General features: G+C 47.3%; 20 protein-coding genes and 2 pseudogenes. 17 read left to right on the top strand and 5 right to left on the bottom strand.

Annotation, left to right across the window (positions count from 1 at the left end):
• Positions 1 to 140 precede the first annotated feature (140 nt).
• The 12 genes and pseudogenes from BK127_RS45300 (at position 141) to BK127_RS44300 (ending at position 9,997) form a co-directional block, all read left to right on the top strand.
• A complete protein-coding gene (locus BK127_RS45300) occupies positions 141 to 335 on the top strand; it encodes a hypothetical protein (protein ID WP_256711658.1) in 195 nt (64 codons plus the stop codon).
• A gap of 5 nt (positions 336 to 340) precedes the next feature.
• Positions 341 to 502, top strand: a complete 162-nt coding sequence (locus BK127_RS45305; RefSeq protein WP_256711659.1) for a hypothetical protein — start codon at positions 341 to 343, stop codon at positions 500 to 502.
• 84 nt (positions 503 to 586) lie between these two features.
• On the top strand, positions 587 to 2,170 hold the full coding sequence (locus tag BK127_RS39745) for a response regulator transcription factor (protein WP_179097785.1): 1,584 nt from the start codon (positions 587 to 589) through the stop codon (positions 2,168 to 2,170).
• Complete coding sequence (locus tag BK127_RS39750; protein ID WP_076238201.1) at positions 2,154 to 3,917, top strand: sensor histidine kinase; 1,764 nt, start codon at positions 2,154 to 2,156, stop codon at positions 3,915 to 3,917. Before BK127_RS39745 ends, BK127_RS39750 begins: the two co-directional genes overlap by 17 nt.
• Positions 3,918 to 4,019: 102 nt before the next feature.
• Positions 4,020 to 4,652, top strand: a complete 633-nt coding sequence (locus BK127_RS39755; RefSeq protein WP_083689946.1) for a carbohydrate ABC transporter permease — start codon at positions 4,020 to 4,022, stop codon at positions 4,650 to 4,652.
• Entirely contained in the window at positions 4,649 to 5,452 is an 804-nt protein-coding gene (locus tag BK127_RS39760) for a carbohydrate ABC transporter permease (protein ID WP_083689947.1), read from the top strand. Before BK127_RS39755 ends, BK127_RS39760 begins: the two co-directional genes overlap by 4 nt.
• 300 nt (positions 5,453 to 5,752) lie before the next feature.
• Positions 5,753 to 5,992, top strand: a complete 240-nt coding sequence (locus BK127_RS39765; RefSeq protein WP_179097786.1) for a hypothetical protein — start codon at positions 5,753 to 5,755, stop codon at positions 5,990 to 5,992.
• 932 nt (positions 5,993 to 6,924) lie between these two features.
• A pseudogene (locus BK127_RS45310) lies at positions 6,925 to 7,074 on the top strand (VOC family protein); the annotation flags it as partial.
• 77 nt (positions 7,075 to 7,151) lie between these two features.
• Complete coding sequence (locus BK127_RS39775) at positions 7,152 to 8,108, top strand: sigma-70 family RNA polymerase sigma factor (protein ID WP_076238204.1); 957 nt, start codon at positions 7,152 to 7,154, stop codon at positions 8,106 to 8,108.
• A gap of 62 nt (positions 8,109 to 8,170) precedes the next feature.
• Positions 8,171 to 8,599: an SRPBCC family protein gene (locus BK127_RS39780; RefSeq protein ID WP_076238205.1), complete on the top strand. Its 429-nt coding sequence runs from the start codon at positions 8,171 to 8,173 to the stop codon at positions 8,597 to 8,599.
• Positions 8,596 to 9,021 (top strand): DoxX family protein, encoded by a 426-nt coding sequence (locus BK127_RS39785; RefSeq protein WP_256711660.1) that lies wholly within the window; start codon positions 8,596 to 8,598, stop codon positions 9,019 to 9,021. The genes BK127_RS39780 and BK127_RS39785 overlap by 4 nt, the downstream gene beginning before the upstream one ends.
• An 820-nt stretch (positions 9,022 to 9,841) precedes the next feature.
• Complete coding sequence (locus BK127_RS44300; RefSeq protein ID WP_179097787.1) at positions 9,842 to 9,997, top strand: hypothetical protein; 156 nt, start codon at positions 9,842 to 9,844, stop codon at positions 9,995 to 9,997.
• An 82-nt stretch (positions 9,998 to 10,079) separates the two neighbouring features.
• Here BK127_RS44300 and map read toward each other — a convergent pair whose 3' ends face one another.
• Positions 10,080 to 10,826 (bottom strand): type I methionyl aminopeptidase, encoded by a 747-nt coding sequence (gene map, locus BK127_RS39790; RefSeq protein ID WP_076238206.1) that lies wholly within the window; start codon positions 10,824 to 10,826, stop codon positions 10,080 to 10,082.
• Positions 10,827 to 10,833: 7 nt separating this feature from the next.
• The gene (locus tag BK127_RS39795) at positions 10,834 to 11,418 is read right to left on the bottom strand and encodes a TetR/AcrR family transcriptional regulator (protein ID WP_076238207.1); all 585 of its coding nucleotides are present in this window, start codon (positions 11,416 to 11,418) and stop codon (positions 10,834 to 10,836) included.
• A gap of 111 nt (positions 11,419 to 11,529) precedes the next feature.
• Here BK127_RS39795 and BK127_RS39800 point away from each other — a divergent pair, with 111 nt between their 5' ends.
• The 3 genes and pseudogenes from BK127_RS39800 to BK127_RS39810 all read left to right on the top strand — a co-directional run.
• A complete protein-coding gene (locus BK127_RS39800) occupies positions 11,530 to 11,730 on the top strand; it encodes a hypothetical protein (protein WP_076238208.1) in 201 nt (66 codons plus the stop codon).
• Positions 11,731 to 12,088: 358 nt separating this feature from the next.
• Positions 12,089 to 12,337, top strand: a complete 249-nt coding sequence (locus BK127_RS45945) for an isochorismatase family protein (RefSeq protein WP_372237416.1) — start codon at positions 12,089 to 12,091, stop codon at positions 12,335 to 12,337.
• A gap of 300 nt (positions 12,338 to 12,637) precedes the next feature.
• Positions 12,638 to 13,004 (top strand): annotated as a pseudogene (locus BK127_RS39810) (M24 family metallopeptidase); the annotation flags it as partial.
• Positions 13,005 to 13,256: 252 nt separating this feature from the next.
• On the opposite strand, the gene BK127_RS39815 reads toward BK127_RS39810, so the two are convergent.
• Both BK127_RS39815 and BK127_RS45950 read right to left on the bottom strand, forming a co-directional pair.
• A complete protein-coding gene (locus BK127_RS39815; protein ID WP_076238209.1) occupies positions 13,257 to 13,661 on the bottom strand; it encodes a VOC family protein in 405 nt (134 codons plus the stop codon).
• A 582-nt stretch (positions 13,662 to 14,243) separates the two neighbouring features.
• Positions 14,244 to 14,555 carry a TetR/AcrR family transcriptional regulator gene (locus BK127_RS45950; RefSeq protein WP_445667548.1) on the bottom strand — a complete coding sequence of 104 codons (312 nt, stop codon included), beginning with the start codon at positions 14,553 to 14,555 and terminating at the stop codon, positions 14,244 to 14,246.
• Between the two features lie 250 nt (positions 14,556 to 14,805).
• Here BK127_RS45950 and BK127_RS39825 point away from each other — a divergent pair, with 250 nt between their 5' ends.
• Entirely contained in the window at positions 14,806 to 15,498 is a 693-nt protein-coding gene (locus tag BK127_RS39825; RefSeq protein ID WP_179097788.1) for a helix-turn-helix transcriptional regulator, read from the top strand.
• Between the two features lie 87 nt (positions 15,499 to 15,585).
• Positions 15,586 to 15,963 carry a VOC family protein gene (locus BK127_RS39830; protein ID WP_076238211.1) on the top strand — a complete coding sequence of 126 codons (378 nt, stop codon included), beginning with the start codon at positions 15,586 to 15,588 and terminating at the stop codon, positions 15,961 to 15,963.
• A gap of 581 nt (positions 15,964 to 16,544) precedes the next feature.
• Here the strand turns inward: BK127_RS39830 and BK127_RS39835 are convergent.
• Positions 16,545 to 17,624: an NAD(P)/FAD-dependent oxidoreductase gene (locus tag BK127_RS39835; protein WP_076238212.1), complete on the bottom strand. Its 1,080-nt coding sequence runs from the start codon at positions 17,622 to 17,624 to the stop codon at positions 16,545 to 16,547.
• Positions 17,625 to 18,062: the final 438 nt, after the last annotated feature.

An 18,062-nucleotide genomic window follows, 5' to 3' on the forward strand; every position in this document is an offset into this window, starting at 1 on the left:
TTCTTGTTTTAATAGAGGAGTGTCTTTTTGCGCTTTTTTCAGACATTCATTTTCGTATAAAAAGCCATGAAAATGGCGAGAGGCACCCTCTTTTCAAATTCGTATAATAAAAAGAAACCCTTCTTTGGTAAAATGGAAGTGTGACCCACCATTTGGACTGGGAAGGTAAAACCTCCTTAATGACCCTGAGTCAGTTCCCGACACCGGAAGAGATTGTCTCTACAGGTGCCAGAGGTGTTCTCGAACATTGGGTGAAGCGCGGAGTCGGCATCAAGAGAGCGGAGAAGCTCTTGCTACAGCCGAACTTACCGAAGGACTACGAGCTGCGAGAATAGAGCTGATGAGCTTGCTCGATCAGTTTGAGCTTTTCACGAAACAAGTGGAAACCGTCATGAATCAAGTCATGGAGATATTGAATGAAATTCCTAGAGCCACACCGATGTTGAATATACCCGGCGTCGGTGTACGGTTGCAGGGTTCCTTGCGGAGGTCGGCGATCTGAGTCATTATGGCCATGGGCAACAGATCATCCGCTTGGCAGAATACAGGCGAAAACATTACTTTATTGTGGGAGGTTGTATTCATAATGAACGTGATCAAGGTGATGATTCTAGACGATGAAGTGTTGGCCATCAGGCATTTGAATCATTTGATTCCATGGGGGGAGCACGGTTTTGAGGTTGTTGCGGAAACAACATACCCGCAGCAAGCATTGGAACTGTTTCGGAAGTATCGTCCGCAAGTGATTTTTGCCGATATCAGAATGCCCGGTATGGACGGTTTGGAGTTCAGTAAGTCTGTGCTGCAAACGGACATACCTGTCCATATTGTGCTGCTTACTTCCTATAAGGAATTCGATTACGCAAAAGAAGCTGTCAAAATCGGTGTGTTTGATTACTTATTGAAGCATGAACTGAATCCGGACGAGCTGATTGCCGTACTGCAGCGGATCCGTAGGGAATTGGAGGATCTGGAGCAGAAAGAGATACTGATCCGGCGCCAGCTGTTCTATGATCTGCTCAAAGGTACAGAACCGACTCACGAGCAAACGAGGCTATTAAAGAACGAGGGCAAACGCCACGGCAATCAATTTGTATTTTTACTGATGGGCTCCAATGTCCCTATCCCTGTAATCCCTTTCATGCTCAAGGAACCGCGGACTGAACCTTTTCTTATAAATGAGATTCCTTTCGAAACCGGCTTTCACTGCTTATCCGTGCTTCCTTTAGAACAGCAGCAGTGGGGAGTGATCCTGGCCGTTCTTAAACCTTACAGTTACCTGCAGGCGCACAACGAAACAATGGCGATGGTCCGGTTTCTGCAACAAACTTATAAGGTGCAGCGCGGTGAAACCGCATCAGTAACGATCTCCCCTCTCTTTCATGAGCTAACCGATTTACATCGAATCTATGTTGGCTGCGAACGGATCGTGAGGCATTCCCCTTTTTTTGATAAAGAAAGCATCATCGAGCCCGATATCGTTCCGGAGAAAGCCGCAGAGCTTCGTGCGGAGATTAGACAATATGTAAGCCGTGCGGCTGCTCAACTCGACCTGCATCAGGCGGAACAGGTTTGTTTAATGATTACAGAAGCTTTTGCTGATATTATTAAGCGATTACATTTAGAGGCCGCATTGCTGCTGTGTCGGGAGCTCGCCGTTCTATTGGATTCGTTTCGTGTGAAGAGGGGGATCAAGAGGTTGGAGGAGCAGTTGAAGGAAGAGGTAGAAGCCACTGGGAATTGGTTTACTTTCGTTCAAGTTGCGCAATGGTTCCAGCAAATGTTCAGTGAGGCGGTTCGTGAAGCGGAAGAAATTCTCAATAAGCGCTACTCATGGAAAGTCCGGCAAACGATGAATCAGATTCGAGAAAAATACCAAGAGGCATTAACCGTTGAAAGCTTAGCTGAAGAGTTAGGAATCAGCGGCGACAGGTTGCGGCATTTGTTTAAACAAGAGACAGGCATGACTGTATTGGATTATTTGATACAAATTCGTATGGAGCATGCCAAGAAAATGCTTCGGGACAAACGGCTTAAAGTTTATGAAATCGCCGAGAAGGTGGGGTATAAGAACAGCCAATATTTCAGCCAAGTATTCCGCAAGATGGTGGGGGTCAATCCTCTGGTCTACGCAGAAGGGAAGCGAGTCGCCGATGAAATGGAAAATTAAGAGTAAGCTGATTTTTATCACCTTTTGTATCGTCTCCATTTCGTTATTGTGCAGCGGTACCATCACTTATTACTATGTAACCGGGATTATCCGGGAGCAATCTATACAAGACAGCCAGGCCAAGCTCTCCCAGAACTCTTTTCAAATCAAGCGTATTCAGGAGCGAACTGAGAAAATTGCGGAGTATATTATCAGTGACAACGACATTCAATCATTGCTCAAAACGAACGACCTGCTTACTATGGAGCAGGACTATTTTAAAAAAAAAGCAATTGAGGAGAGACTCAGGAAATTTACAGCCTTGAACGATTTTATTACTAACGTTCTAATTGTCAGAGCGGACGGGGAGATGTTCTCGAATAACTCCGGCTATGAGAATTACTTCGAATCTTATTTACAGGAGATGTGGTTTACGGAGTTGGCAGCGGAAGGCGGTAACCCCTCGTTCTCCACTCCGCATCCGTTCTATTATGGAAACGGCAATGGGTACCTGCCTACTGTGAGCTACGTAGTCCGGTATCGCAGTATCGTGGAGCCGGATGATCCCGGAGCGCTTCATACTTTAATCATCGATATCAAATATTCCGAGTTTACTGCTGCCTTACAACAAAGCTTGGGGCAGTACGAACAAATGGTTCTCCTGAACAGCGACAGGGTCATCCTCTATAACAGCAAGGAAACAGACCCTCCATTCATGCCGGACAACATTGAACATGAGATTGCCCCCGGTAAAGGCTACTGGGAGGACCGGCAATATATTGTCATTTACAATCAGTCCATGCTCAAGGGCTGGCTTCAGATGGCTATTCTGTCAAAGGCTAATTTGTTTGCCAAAATCAATACGATCCTCTTCCTGTTCGTTGCGGTCATCCTCAGCAGCCTGATTCTCATTTTTTCTGTGATGACGCCGACGATCTCCAGAATTACACGCCCGATTTCCCGTATGGTTTCCGCTATGAAGCGGGTTTCCGATGGTGATTTGAACATGAACATTTCCATTCGCACCGGAGATGAACTGGAGATTCTTGCGAACGGCTTCAATCGCATGATTGCTGAACTGAAGGAGCATGTCCGTTCCTCTATCGAAAGCGAGAAAATCAAACGAAGGATGCAGCTTGAGCTTTTAATGGCCCAGATTAATCCTCATTTTATTTACAACACACTCAATACGGTTATTTACTTGTCTCATGCCAACCGCAATCGCGAGGCGGAACAGATGACCCAGGCGCTAATCGGCATTTTGCAAGATTCTGTCCATAAGGAGGACCGCTCCTTCTTCACCAGACTGGCGGATGAAATCAGAATTGTAGAAAAGTATGTAGAAATACAGCAATGCCGGTATCCGTGCCGGTTTCAGCTGGAATGGAACATCGATCAGAGGCTGTACGACCTTGTTGTACCTAAGATGATTTTACAGCCAGTTGTTGAAAATGCGCTGTTTCATGGGATTTGCTCCGTCTATATGGAAGAAATGGGCCGGATTCAAATTCAAGCCGTTCAAACGGAGGGAACCGTGGAAATCCATATTGTTGATAATGGAAAAGGTATGACATTTGAACAACTGGCGAGCCTGTGTGATATGCAGTCAGACAGCACTGGCTCCCCTGAAAGAAGAGGAATCGGGTTGGCTAATGTACGGGAGAGAATCCGCTACCACTATGGGAAGGAATACGGGATTGACATTGAGAGCGGGCAGGGGCAAGGCACCCGCGTTATTTTGCGGATACCGCAAGTTACGGTTCAGTAACCGGATTTGAAACAAAATAACCGGTTTATCTAGTTTGTTGTATGGGAAGGTGGTTGTAGAATAAGAATGTAATCGCTCACATTAATCAAAAGGAGGATTTAAATGGTTGTAAGAAAAAGAAGTTTGTTCGTTATACTGTTCGCTGCATGCTTCTTGCCTTATATTACGACCCCAGTCGCTATCGGATTTATTTTCTCCTATATGTTCGATTGGCAGAGCGGAATCTTGAATCAACTGCTCATCCAGCTGAACCTTGTGACAGAGGGGGTTTACTGGCTCCAAGAGCCGTTTATCGCCAGATGCGTCATAGCTTTGATGTTCATATGGCGTCATCTTGGTTATTTTATGGCGATATATTTAGCTGGCATGACGGCCATTCCTCAGGACATTTATGAAGCAGCCAAAGTAGACGGCTCATCGGGCACACATACGCTATTTACTATCACTTTGCCCCTGCTAAAAAATATTTCAGTTTTTCTCATCGTAACGTCTGTTATCGGGGGTTTTCAATTATTTGACGAGCCCAAGCTTCTCTATGGAGGATGGGCGGCGAACTCGGTTGGCGGACCGGATAACGCCGCACTGACGGTAATCTGGAAATTTATCGATGATACATTTATTTCCGATAACCGGTTTGGTTACGGCGCCGCAATCGCATACAGTTTATTCGTGATTATTATCTTTTTCTCGATGATCAGCTATCGTATTACAGCAGGGAAGGGGGAGAAAGAGTGAAGATCGTCAAAATGTTCTTTTTAACTGTCATTACGTTGGCCTCTTTGTTCCCGTTCTATATGATGATCGTAATGTCAACCTATTATAACGAGGATTTGTTTCTGAAACTTCCTCTACTTCCCTCATCATACTTTATAGAAAATTTAAAAACGGTGTTTAAATCGAACTTTTTACAGGTGTATGCAAATAGTTTGTTCGTATCGGCGTTCGCTGTTATTTTCTCTTGTCTCATCAGCTCTTTAATCGGCTTCGCCATTGCTAAGTATGATTTCCGGTTAAAAAAGGCTTTGAATTATTTCATTATCATCACGATGATGGTGCCTTCACAGGTTGGTATTATCGGTTATATTATCGAAATGCGAATACTGGGCTTCGGCAATACACTGCTCCCTCTTATGCTGGTGTGGCTTGCTTTTCCGTTCGGCGCCTTTTTTATGACGCAGTTCATTAAAGACACTATACCGAAGGAGATCATGGAATGTGCAAGGATAGACGGATGTTCCGAACCCCGGATTTTGGCACAGATCGCGTTTCCTTTGATTAAATCAGGCATGTCCACGCTCGCTATACTAGTGTTCCTTTGGTCCTGGAACAGTTACTTGCTTCCGCTTGTAACGATTAACAACTCGAAGTGGTACACAGTTCCCATCTTTGTGTCTAACCTGGGTATTGTCCACCGTACCGATTTTGCCGCAAGAATGTGCGCGTTAGCGTTAACGACAGTACCGGTCTTGCTTGTTTTCATAGCAGGATCAAAAAATTTCATAAAAGGCATCACGGCTGGAGCCATTAAAGGATAACTTTTGTAAATGCCGTAGTAGCTTGATGAATAAGCCAAAAAAGACGCCGGTAATAGAGTTTCCTTGAGCGTCTTTTTAGGTCTACGCTTATATTTTCAACAGCAGAGAGAAAAAGCAAAGAATAAAGGAGAAGACACCGGTCTGCCCTTAAAATTGAAGTTACCACATTATAGCAAAAGGAAAACCTTGATATAATGAATCGTCGGACGAACAATACGAGTGTTTTGTCTGCAGATAAGAAAGAATCCATCATTGAACATCATCGAGATTGGGAAGCGCTATCATTCTGATATTTGGCTTATGATCGAAATCATGTATATCAATGATGAGCTCAAAATTATTGAGGGAGGCAACGAGAAGACGTCAATAATTAAGCGGTTGTTCAGTGTGATCATGACAGTTGTTTTTGCAGCAGGGGTTCTTTTTAACCCTCTGTCGTTGTCGGGTGACAAGAACAATGTCCGAATGAAGTCCACGGAAACCGTGGGCTTTTTAGTTATCGGATCAAGTTCTTGTCATATTGCGATGACAAGAACTTGATCCGATTCCCGATTGGTGACAAGAACATTGCCTGATTCCCGACAACCTTAGCAGAATCGGTTTGTGACACTATTTGCAGTATTATTATTTGAACTTGATTCAGAGACGAGTTGTTTCGAAGGATAACAAACATAACCATATCGTCTGTTTGAAAGTTGGAGATATCAAATATGTAAAATTATCACTTCTAAAAGGAGTTATCACTGGTAATATATGCGAAAAATTGATTGCCACAGCAATCTGTACGCCGCGGCGCGGCCGCCTAGAGTGGCTAATCATTTTTTGAAGAAGTTCCCTTTTGTAAACTACACCACCTGTTACTTAAATTAAGTGTTATAATATGGATAATAAATTGAAGGGGGTCTAAGATGAACAATCCTTCCTACAATCCATTCAATGACGAGACGGTTCACCTTACCTTGAAACTAACGCAATCGAATATTATAGACGAAAGGGATGCCTTTAACGATGTAATTAAACATGGTGATAGTGTTCAAGGTTTCCGGGCACCTAAAAAAATCGAACAATTTCCAAAATGGTATCAAAATTCGCAAAGAATATATGGAACTATCTCGGTACTTGTTTTCGCCTCATTTATGATATATAGATTTTCCAAATTATCGGGGATATTGCATCGGGGAAGTAGCCCTTGTGTATATCGACGACAGTTATAATTGTTATAGATACGAGAATTATAATTATAATCAATAGGAGAAAGCAGCCGGTTAAAGTGGATCGGCTGCCTTCGCTCAACTAACGGGATAGTGTCAATGCAGGATTTGGAAAAATTAATTTCATTGTTATCTCTTAGCGTTATGGAATTTGGAATACAGTCAGCATATCATATCGAGCCATTTTCTTTGTTCCTATAGTTTTAAACAGTAAAGTCACAACATATTTGACACTTTGATGTTCTCGGATGCATTACGTAGAACGAGATTGAGAAGTCAAATCGAATCTTCGATGCTCTGCAGCAAGACGGCCATGTCAATATGCCGCTACAGGAGGAATCCTTCTGCCCTGGATTCGGCGACGTCACGGACAAGTTCGGTGTGACCTTCCAGGTCTACACGGAGATGTAAACCATACCTCACGAAGAAAGAGTTGCAATAGGTATTATAGTATTGAAGAATTCGTTCCATGAAGGGTGGACACCGCAATGAAAGTAACCGCACCAGAACTTCAGTTATTTGACGAGTTGAAGCCGGGGTTAACCTCGTTCTGTTATAGGATGCTAGGGTCTATCGATGACGCAGACGATGCCGTGCAGGAAACCTTCATCCGCGTCTGGCAAAGCTGGAGCTCCTTCCGACAGGAATCCTCGTTTAAAACGTGGGTCTATCGGATCGCTTCAAATATATGCCTGGACAAGCTAAGACAAACGAAGCGCCGCATTCGCCCCGTAGACTTCTACGGCCCAGCGGAATCCATTGTCGAACCTCGCGAGACGCTGCCTGACTCATCTTGGATTTGGCCAGCCCCTGAATTTTCGAATAATCCGGAAGATATTTTCATTCGTAAAGATACGCTGCATATCTGTTTTATTACACTTTTACAGCTCTTGCCTCCCCGTCAACGTGCGGTGATGATTCTGAAGGATGTATTCGAGTGGCCTTCTAAGCAGATCGCAGAGACGTTAGGCATGTCGTCGGCAGCGGTAAACAGCGCTCTGCAGAGAGCCAGAGATACGTTGGAGCGGGAACAACTCCGTTCCGATGAATTCAATAGGAGCGAAGAGGAACCTGATCAGGAATTGCTGTCGCGTTATGTGGAAGCCTTCGAGCAATTCGATATCCATGCCCTGGTTGCCTTGTTTCATGAAGAAGGTCGGATGTCTATGCCGCCTTTCCCTATGTGGGTGCACGGCAAGGACGATTTGTTCAAGTTCTTCACGCTTACGCGTTGGCATTGCGAGGGATCCCGGTTTGTGCCGGTTACGGCGAATGGCGGTTTTCCTGCGTTAGCGCAGTATATGTGGAGCAGGGAAGAGAACGGCTTGGTCCCTTGGGGGATTCACCTCTTAGAAGTGAAAGACAACAAAGTATACCACGTCCAAAATTTCATCAATAGAAAATTATTTGCCCGTTTCGGACTTCCGGATCGATTGGACCGATGAATTTCGTCGATTGGCTTCGTCTATAGAAGTGAAAACTAAAAACAAGAGAGGTTGTTATTACAATGGAAACGAATCAATCGACGAAAGTTACCGTGCAAGCAGTCGTTCAAGCACCAGTAGAGAAGGTATGGAGGTACTGGTCCGAGCCGGAACACATCACGAAGTGGAATCAAGCTTCGGAGTCGTGGCACGCACCTAAGGCGGAGAATGATCTGCGGGTTGGAGGCAAATTCCTTACCCGAATGGAAGCAAAAGACGGCAGCATGGGGTTTGACTTCTTTGGAACATACGACGTCGTGAAGCTGCATGAGCAGATTTCATACACAATGGAAGACGGGAGAACGGTTGAGATCTCCTTCCTGAATCAAGGAAACGAAACCAAGGTGATTGAAATATTTGACGCGGAAAGCACGCATTCCATAGAAATGCAACAGGCGGGATGGCAGGCGATTTTGGATAATTTCAAGAAATATACGGAGGAATCCCGATGATCGAGACGAATATGAAAACGAGGACACCGCCAGTAAAAGAAATCTCTAATGCGAGGCTATGGACAGCGCGTGCCATGAGAGGGATTGTCATTCTGTTCATGCTGTTCGATGGGATCGGGAAATTCACCAAGCCCGTACCAGTGGTAGAAGGCGCGGTCACGCTCGGATTCGCGGAGCACCACCTTGTAACGTTGGGCGTATTAGTATTGCTCTGCACTGTCCTGTATGCCATTCCGCGAACTTGGTTCCTGGGGGCGCTACTGCTCACGGGTTACTTAGGAGGCGCGGTGGCTACACATCTCAGGTTGGATAATCCGTTGTGGTCTCATCTGCTGTTTCCCGTCTATGTCGCCATACTGGCTTGGGGGGCGCTGTGGCTGGTCGATCGAAGATTGCGCAATCTTCTCTGGGAACGCGAATAATATATATACTGCCGCCGAGGAAAAAAACGGCGGCTTTTTTGTTGCGTCGCTACGGGATTAGCCCCATCAGGAGGCTGCCGCCTTTTTCAATCGGTTGGCTTTGCTGTGTTGACAGGTTTTGAATTTCACCATGAGAGTAGATACTATAGGATTGCAGCCCCATTAAGTTAACGGAGACTATAGCTCAATAAACAACTAAGATACGGCTGCTGGCATAGATCGGCAGTCGCGTTGTGCTAACTGGCAGAATAGCTGATGAGGGTATATGCAACTATTTCCAGAAAATAGCGTCCTTATAATTATCAACAAAAGGAGGCGTTATATTATTGAAAAAACTAATATGGGTTGTTCCACTCTTTGGGATGTATGTTGTTTATGAAGGAATTGTAGTTTTGTTAACCCAGGTTCGTGGGGAAGCAATATATGAGCTAGGATGCTTATACCTGCCACTACTCCCTCACTTATAACCCACGGTTCTATATTTGTTCTTGCTGGTATAGCTCTAATTTGTGTTCCTTTTATATTAAGAAAACTTGGCTTTAATAAAGCCGCTTCATTCAACGGGTACGTTAGTTGAATAATGTAACCGCAGCAGCTGGGCATGGATCGGCTGCTTTTTCGTTACGCTCCGGCAGAATAACGCAATGGGGCCACAGTCGAAATAAAGGAACAGAATTGCTCGATTAACGACACCCATTGCCATCATGCGGGAGGCATTGCGTCATCTGGACCGGCTATTATCCGAGTCAGCCGGCGTTTCCGATTTTCCCGCGCGGTTCGCCGGAGATGAATTCGTTGTACTGACATGTGATCGCCCCAGGTGAGCAGCCTCATCACGATCCTTGAGGATACGCTGTCCGCGAACCTGCTTCGGCTTGAAGACGGGAACAAGCTGTCGATTACCGTAAGTATCGGAGCTAGCCATTATCCGGAAGACGGAGCAAATGCCGATGAGCTCTATAAGAGAGCGGATTAACGCATGTATCGGATGAAGAAAGATGCTATGCCGAATACGAAAAAAAGAAGTCGACCATCTCGTTGGTCGGCCTCTAATTATTCTATTGCGCGGTCAGGATCTGTGGACCTTCAGCCGTGATGGCGATCGTATGCTCGTATTGGGCGGCGAGCTTGCGGTCCAGCGTCCGCGCGGTCCAGCCGTCCGCATCGATTGTCATGTAGTAGGTGCCTTCGGTGATCATGGGCTCGATCGTGAACACCATGCCTTCCTTGATGCGGAGGCCTTTACCGGGCTTGCCGACATGCATATAGTTCGGCGCCTCGTGCAGGTCCCGGCCGATGCCATGCGCGAGAAGGTCGCGCACGACGCCGAAGCCGTTCGATTCGGCATGCCGCTGGATCGCGCTCGTCACGTCGCCGAGCCGATTGCCGGGCTGCGCCTGCGCGATGCCGAGGTCAAGGCATTCCTTCGTGACGCGCATCAGCTTCTCGGCCGTCGACGAGATTTTCCCGACCGCATAGCTCCAGGCCGAATCGCCGAGCCAGCCGTCGAGCTCCGCGACCGTGTCAATCGTAACGATATCGCCTTCCTCAAGTGGCTTATCGCTAGGGAAGCCATGCGCGATCACGTCGTTGACGGAGGCGCAGGTCGCATATTGATAGCCATTGTAACCCTTCGTGTAAGGCTTGGCGCCGTGCTTCAAGATAATGTCCTCGAAGATGCGCTCAATCTCGTTCGTCGTGATGCCCGGTTGGATGAGCGGGGCGATTGTGCGATGGCATTCGGCCACCACTTGGCATGCCTTGCGGATGGCCTCGATTTCATGTTTGCTTTTTAAGATGACCATGTTCGTATCAGTACTCCTTCGTAATGGCTTGTATCGCGAGCTCGGCGATTCGATCGATGTCCAGCCCGGAAGTGCCCGCATAGTAGTGCAGCCCGCAGCAGCCGACCAGCACGGCAAGCATATGGTCGACGCTGTCGTCTTCGCGTTGGGCGATCGATTGGAGCGGAACGTACAGCCGTTCCATGAATCGTCTCTTGGCGGCGTGCCGATCCTTCTCAGGCAAGCCTGCATAATGCTCCGCCGCCATCTTGTAGACGAGATATGCGCGGGCGTCCGACTGCCACAACCCGAGCAGCGCCTTGCAATACGTCAACAGCTGTCTGTCATCCGGGCTGCCGCCAAGGATGTTCGCCCATTCTGGCAGGGCTTGCTCGCATCGCTCGAAGCCGCTGCCCAGCACATCTTCTATCAATAAATGCCGATTGGGGTAATAATGGTACACCGTGCCGTAACCGAGCTCGGCCTCGCGGGCGACGTCGCGAATATCAAAGCTGCCGCCCGTGTGGAAGTAGGCGCGCGCGGCGGCGTCCAGGATCTGTTCTCTGCGCTGCATGCGGATGATCTCATTTTGTTCTTTGGTACGGGGGCACATGGGCGCGTGAACCTCCTTATATAGACCTGCAAATTTGTCGATGTAAAGATTGTAACGCATGGGGCGGAGATATGCAAATTATCTGTTGGTGAAAAAAATAAAGGTCTTTAATTGAAAATAAAGTTCTTTAGTGAACTGAACACAGACCTCCAGGCAGGTAGTTGCGGAGGCGGTGGTGTTCTGGGAGTGGCGATCCGTGGTGATTTAGAATCACCGCGGTTTTTGTTTTTTCGCAAGAAGAAGGAGATACATGGTAAAGTGGAGGAGGAGGGGCGCGCGGCGGTAGCAGCATTAACGAAGAACGATAATTGAACGTACCAAGGGAGCAGAGCGTTGCGACAACTGCTCTTTTTATGCATTGAAGAAACGGGCAGATTACTTTGGAACAGGAAGGTAATATCTGATCAGGAAAGAATACATATAGGAATCAATGTTAAGATCTGATCGTGATTTTTATGGTTTAAATAATGAATACAACTGAGGAGGCCCCAGTATGGACAGTAAAGTTGCGTTAATAGTAATTGATGTTCAGGTCGGAATCTTCCATGAAAACAATCCTGTACATAACGGTGATGAGATATTGAGGAACATAAAATTACTTATTGAATGAGCACATTCTTCTAACAGGCCAATCATCTATGTACAACATAACGCAGGACCTGGAAAACCATTGAAACATGGGACTTCAGGGTGGGAAATCCATCCGGATATACTCACAGGAATACAAACTGAACTATGTATTGATACGACATGTCGTCGAGCACGAAGTCTAGGGTATGAGATAACGGTTGCAAAAGACTCCCATAGTACATGGGTTAGAGGGGATTTGAGCGCTCAACAAATCATCGATCATCACAATAGTCTTCTTTGTTGGTTTGCTAAAGTAGAAGAAAGCAAAGACATTTTATCCACATCATGAGCTGCCGTGGATTCCGTCTGTGGCTTTATTACCCTAAATGGCAGGATTGTTGAATAAGAAAAAATAAGGAATATAGGAACTTTGAATTGGCAAGAAATTTGTTGTTATATTTACTAAATGAGTAAATTTATCTTAAGCAACGGGTACGATAGTTCAATGAATTGAAACGGGAACTGCTTCTGCGGATCCCGTTTTAATTTTGATTTTGGAAGCATATCTTTGCCGCAGGTACTTTGAAACATTTCCTTTCCGTTACGGCAAAGATATGCTTCAAGCTTCATATACTATCACTTGAACCGCCGGCTCGGCGACATAACGTCGGCGATTCAACAGCATGCGGAAGCAAATGGGTATTCGGTCGTACGCGAATCTGCTGGCGAACAGGATCGGGCGGAGCCTGCACGAGGAGCCGAGCTACGAGCATATCGGCGTAACCGGCAAAGGCATTCGGTTACAGGAAGGCATGGTGTTTACGATTGAACCGATGGTCAACGAAGGTACGTTCCGTATCACGACCGACGACGATCGGTGGACGGCGAGAACGGCCGACGGCAAGTTGTCGGCGCAATATGAGCATACGATCGCAGTCACGCCGGACGGACGGGAATGCGTCATTTTAGGAAATAAGTCGCCAACCCGGCCTGCTTGGCCTGACGAAAGTTCGTAATCCGAAACGACGAAAAAGCGCTGAGTCCAGGGAAACTTTTTTTACATGGTTTGTAACTTTACCGATTTACGAAAAACCGCGTTGTTATTATGACTTTGGTACAGAAAGCAAGCAGAACTGAAAACAGTAAAGGAGCAGCCGTAGCTGCTCCTTTGACTTGCTCATGAAAATTCTTACATACTAAATGATTAATGACTACAAATTGGAGTAGTTTCTACCATAAATTGAGGCCTCACTCACTTCAACTGTCCGTCAACGCCTACCGCTGAACCGTTTGATCGCTTCCTCGGTTACCGGCGCGAAGAGGTTAACCAGATTGCCGTCGGGATCGCGAAACAGCACAGCACGGTTCCCCCACGGCATCGTGGTTGGTTCCTTTACCCACTCGTCGACAAACGGCTTCAAGCGCTCGTATTCGGCATCGACATCGTGGACGCGGAACTCGATGATGACAGTGTGATTGTCGGCCGCCACTGCGGAGCCAGCGCCGAACAGTTGCACCGTCTGGGAGTGGCCGATGGCCAGGGTGCACGATGGCACAACGAGTTCAGCAAAGACGGGCGCGGGGCGTTCCGCCGAAACACCCATGACTTTCTCATAGAACTCGACGAGACGATCCACGTCGTCGGTAATGATACGTACAGAAGCAAAATTCACGAGATACCATCCTTCCTATAATAAATGATACAATACCGTATCATATCATTTTGGGCCAGAATACTTCGCATTTATCTCCCACTCCTTTATGTTTACTTACTCCGATTATAAAAGAACGCTACTGACAACAGTATGTCAGTAGCGTTTTAACATTTTTTTGGCTTACTCCCGAATTCGATTTCGGAATGCGCCAGTACACGATATGGATGTTGCCGCGTTCCCCGATCTCAACTTTGGTGTAGCTGTTCAGCAAGTCTATGTCGGTCGAATAGCCTTGCGGTTTTGGTAGCTGCCTTGTGGTTACATGATCACAAAATAATAGTTTTTGTACATATGTCCGCAGGATCACCCGGCAGTTTTATTAGAGAGTGCTGATGCCGACCTCCGCCACGCGTGCGACCTGCTCTAGGGTGGCGGCTGCGTCCTGAAATCGCTGCTCGCTCGATTCGTCAAGATCGCGCTCGCGAGAATACTGAAGAGATGCTCAGCTCGTGGCGCGGACGAGGGCTGGTCGCCGAGCCACGCGAGAGCAGCAGCTAGCGAGAACAGGTCATCACCATTCATGTCGGTACGCGCTAGACCCTAGGCCTGAGCGCGAGTGAGAAGCCGCGTGCCTGCCGTTCGCAACGTGACGCACGAAGCATGGAGTGCGGACTCTGTGTCCTCCATGGCTGCGATCATCGCCGCCACAACACCTTGATAGTTGCCCGTGAATGTAACGACGTCGCGTAGCCACGACACGAGAACATCATCGGGTGAACTCGCAGTTTCGAGCTCACGTGCCTTTGCCGTCAGCTCATCGAAGCCTGCGCGGAGCAATGCATCAAGCAGCGCCTCTCTGGTCGGGAAATGACGATACAATGTGCCGATCCCGACGCCCGCTCTGCGAGCGATAAAGTAACGGGCTGATTAGTTTATTAATAATAAAATAATCCGTATCACAGTAAGCAGAGTTTTCGATTAACTGAAGTATAATAAGAGCGATGGAACAAAATATTGTGGACAAGGAGAGGTTAAGATGACTCATCCCTATCGACCTATACATTCGCCCATACTGCAGCCGGAATTGCATCGTCCTTGGTACCGTTGCCGGGAATATACGCCAAGTCGCCGCTTGGAATCGCATGTTGCTTCCTTTTGGACAATGGATTTTCAGCCCGTGTCGGAGCATCAATCGCATCGGATCATACCGGATGGTTGCGTCGATATCGTTGTGAACCTTCTTTCTCCTTCAAGCCGGAAGGCCGCCTATGTCGTAGGGCTGGCGACTCGATCTGAAATTTTGCATTTCTCTGAAGCTCGTTCGATATTCGGCATTCGGATTTATTCGGAATCGGCCCGGGCTATATTAAAATTTCCCCTCTCAGCGTTTATGGAACATCCTGTCTTTCTGGAAGAGGTCTGGGGCCTTGAAGGGCTGTATTGGGTCGAAGAAATCCTGAACGCAAAGACAACCTCGGACATCATTGAAATTGTCGAGCATAAATTATGCCAAAAGCTGACTGACAGCGATATGCCTACTCCTTCTTTGGTGTACCAAAGCATGCAGCTTATGTATGTCTACAAAGGGAATCTTTCCGTAACGAATCTAGCGGATAAGGTTCATTTCAGCGAAAGGCATCTAAGAAGGGTTTTCGATAGGGAGATCGGATTAAGCCCGAAGGAGATGCTGGGAATCGTCCGGTTTCAAAGTATTCTACAGGAGTTTTATAGGGGAGGCTATTCCAGCTTGACGGATCTTGCGCTGAAATACGGTTACAACGATCAGTCTCATTTTGCCAATACCTTTACGCGTTACTATGGGTTGCCTCTTAAAAGACTGACTAAAAAGGGATAAAGAAGTCCGTTTTTTACTATATTGACAGTCGATACAATCGTTACAATGGGGGTGAAAAATAAATCACAATGATGGGAGTTACGAAGCATGACGGTTAAGTTAAAGAGAGTCGCGATTTTCGTGGAACAGATGAAAAGGGCTTTGGATTTCTACCGTATGTTGGGATTCGAAATACCTGAAAGCGCCAACGAAGAACATCACGTTGAGGTGGAGCATACCGGAATTCGCTTGGCATTCGGCACATGGGAATCGGCGCAGGTCGTTTTGGACGGCTGGGAAGAGCCTGTTGGATATCGAATAGAGCTCGCATTTCAGTTTGACAGCCGCGAAGCGCTGGATGAATTGTACCGTCAATTGATGGTACATGGATATATCGGACATCGCGGGCCACGGGATACGCCTTGGGGGGAGCGCTACGCGATTGTAAAGGACCCCGATGGCAATTTAATTAGTCTTGTCGCTTAAGAGGAGAGAACCACTATTAGCGAATTCGAGAATGAAAAAACTAGGACTTAACCTGAGATATTCGATCGACTTTTCAGCTATCGGGTACGATTGTTCAATGGTTGACTGGTTTGCAAACAACCATTCTGAACAACAGGTTGTAGCCCACCCATCCTTCCGCTAATCGGAACCCCCACAGCTGGAACCCTCCGAACATAGAGGGGGCGTGGGGGGGGGGATAAGAAGCTGGAGCGACAGGATTTCTTATAAGGAGAATCCGGTGGCGACGGGGGAAGAGGAGAAGGCTTGAGCAGTTATACAGGTTGTGACAAGAGTACGTCGTCGCTCATGTGACGATGTGCTCCTTTGCTTTGTGTTCAGGAGTATCGAGGTCAACACGAAGTCAAGGAATGGGGTGAACGTACTTACAAAACGGTAATGTTGATTTTGGGAAGCTTTGTATTCTACATTCTGCCCCCCACCTTTTGAAAGTTGAAAGACACTGCGATTTTGCTCGTGTCGGACGACCACCATCGTTATGCTGGAGCTGTATGTTGCCCTACAGCGCCTCACTCGCATGCGATTCCACTTGATTCACAACCTCACCCGCGAGAAACAGCGGGATCATCCCTTAAGTGGTCCTTAAATCGGGAGAGTCGACAAGGGTCTAATTCACTTCTTGCTTCCCGATCGATTATTTCACTTGCAGCCAGACGCGCAATCAGCGGCGCCAGCGTAATCGCAGAATGCATCACCGTAAGATAAAGTCCTTTTATATGATCATGGAAGCCCACGATCGGATAGCCGTCTTCAGGCATTGGTCTCATCCCAACCTTGATGCTTTCCAGTTTCAATTGCTTCCCGCCCTTCAGACTGCGACGCAACGTCTCGAACGCTCGCTTGCCGACCGCCTCTGGCCCGTTTTCCTCCGACTCGTCGATATAATCTTCCGCAGCCAGCAGCGTATGATCCGTCAGTTGACGCGCTTCAAATTTCGCATTTGAAATTAAGGTGCGTATCAGCCTATTCGCAGTTTTCATTCGAATCAGAATGGAAGGCGACGGCGTTACCGGCACGGGATAACCTAACGGGTCGCAAAGTTCGGGTACGCCCGTGCCTGCGGCCAATACCACGACATCCGACTCCAGAAAACCCTTGGAGGTATGGATGCCGACCAGGCAGGAATCTTTTTGCTGCAGCTGTGTAACGTTGGTACCGAACTGAACTTTTGCTCCGTACTCCCGCGCTTTGCTCAACAACAGCTCCGTTAAACCTACCGGATCCACCGCACCTTCTTCGCTAGCAAACATCGCTTGATCCGGATATTCTTCCAGATTCGGTTCCAATGCCTCAAGCTGCTCCCGGTTTAATTTTTGAAAGCGGAGTTGCTCCCTTAGGGTCGGATTGCCCCAAGTCAACGCTCCGTGCCAATGAATTTGCAGTTCGGGCAACTCTTGCTGAATCGCATGATATTCTTCACAAGCCGCATCGTACAAATGCCAGTATTCAGGAGCCACCCTATGCGTCGTATGTATCCAGGCAAAAGATTTTTCCGTGACTTCACGCGACGCGGCGGGGTGTCGTTCAATAACGATTACATCTTGATTTCGTTTGGCCAGCTGATAGGCCACGGACGCCCCGACAATCCCTGCGCCAATAATCACGATTTTTTGTTTTTTCAATAATTACTCCCCCTTTGTCACCCTATTGTAACATAGGCGTCATGATAATCCGACGTCATAACATACGAGGGCAGCTGGAGCGATTGGGTTTCCTACGCGTAGAATCCGATTGCTACAGGGGAAGAGTAAGAACCGAGATGCCGCGTTGGACGCGGGTTTGGGGGTTGTGACAGATTGAAAGCAAGTGACCTGTTGCGGCCCTTTTTGGGCTTGCTGTTCAACAACTTGCAAACAAGAGGTTGGAGAAAGTGGTTGCAGAGACCAGAGTCGACAGCAATAAAACAGAAAAAGTGTCAAGGTCAGATGTGGGAACGATCAATCCTGCCACTACCCAAGTTCGCTACGCTAAACATTCCTGTTAGTGCTAAGAAATAGGCTTTGTCAAAAAAGGAGCGCCTCGGTATGATGGGTTTGTCGACGGGTTTGTAACCCATAACC

Source organism: Paenibacillus sp. FSL H7-0331 (genome assembly GCF_001956045.1).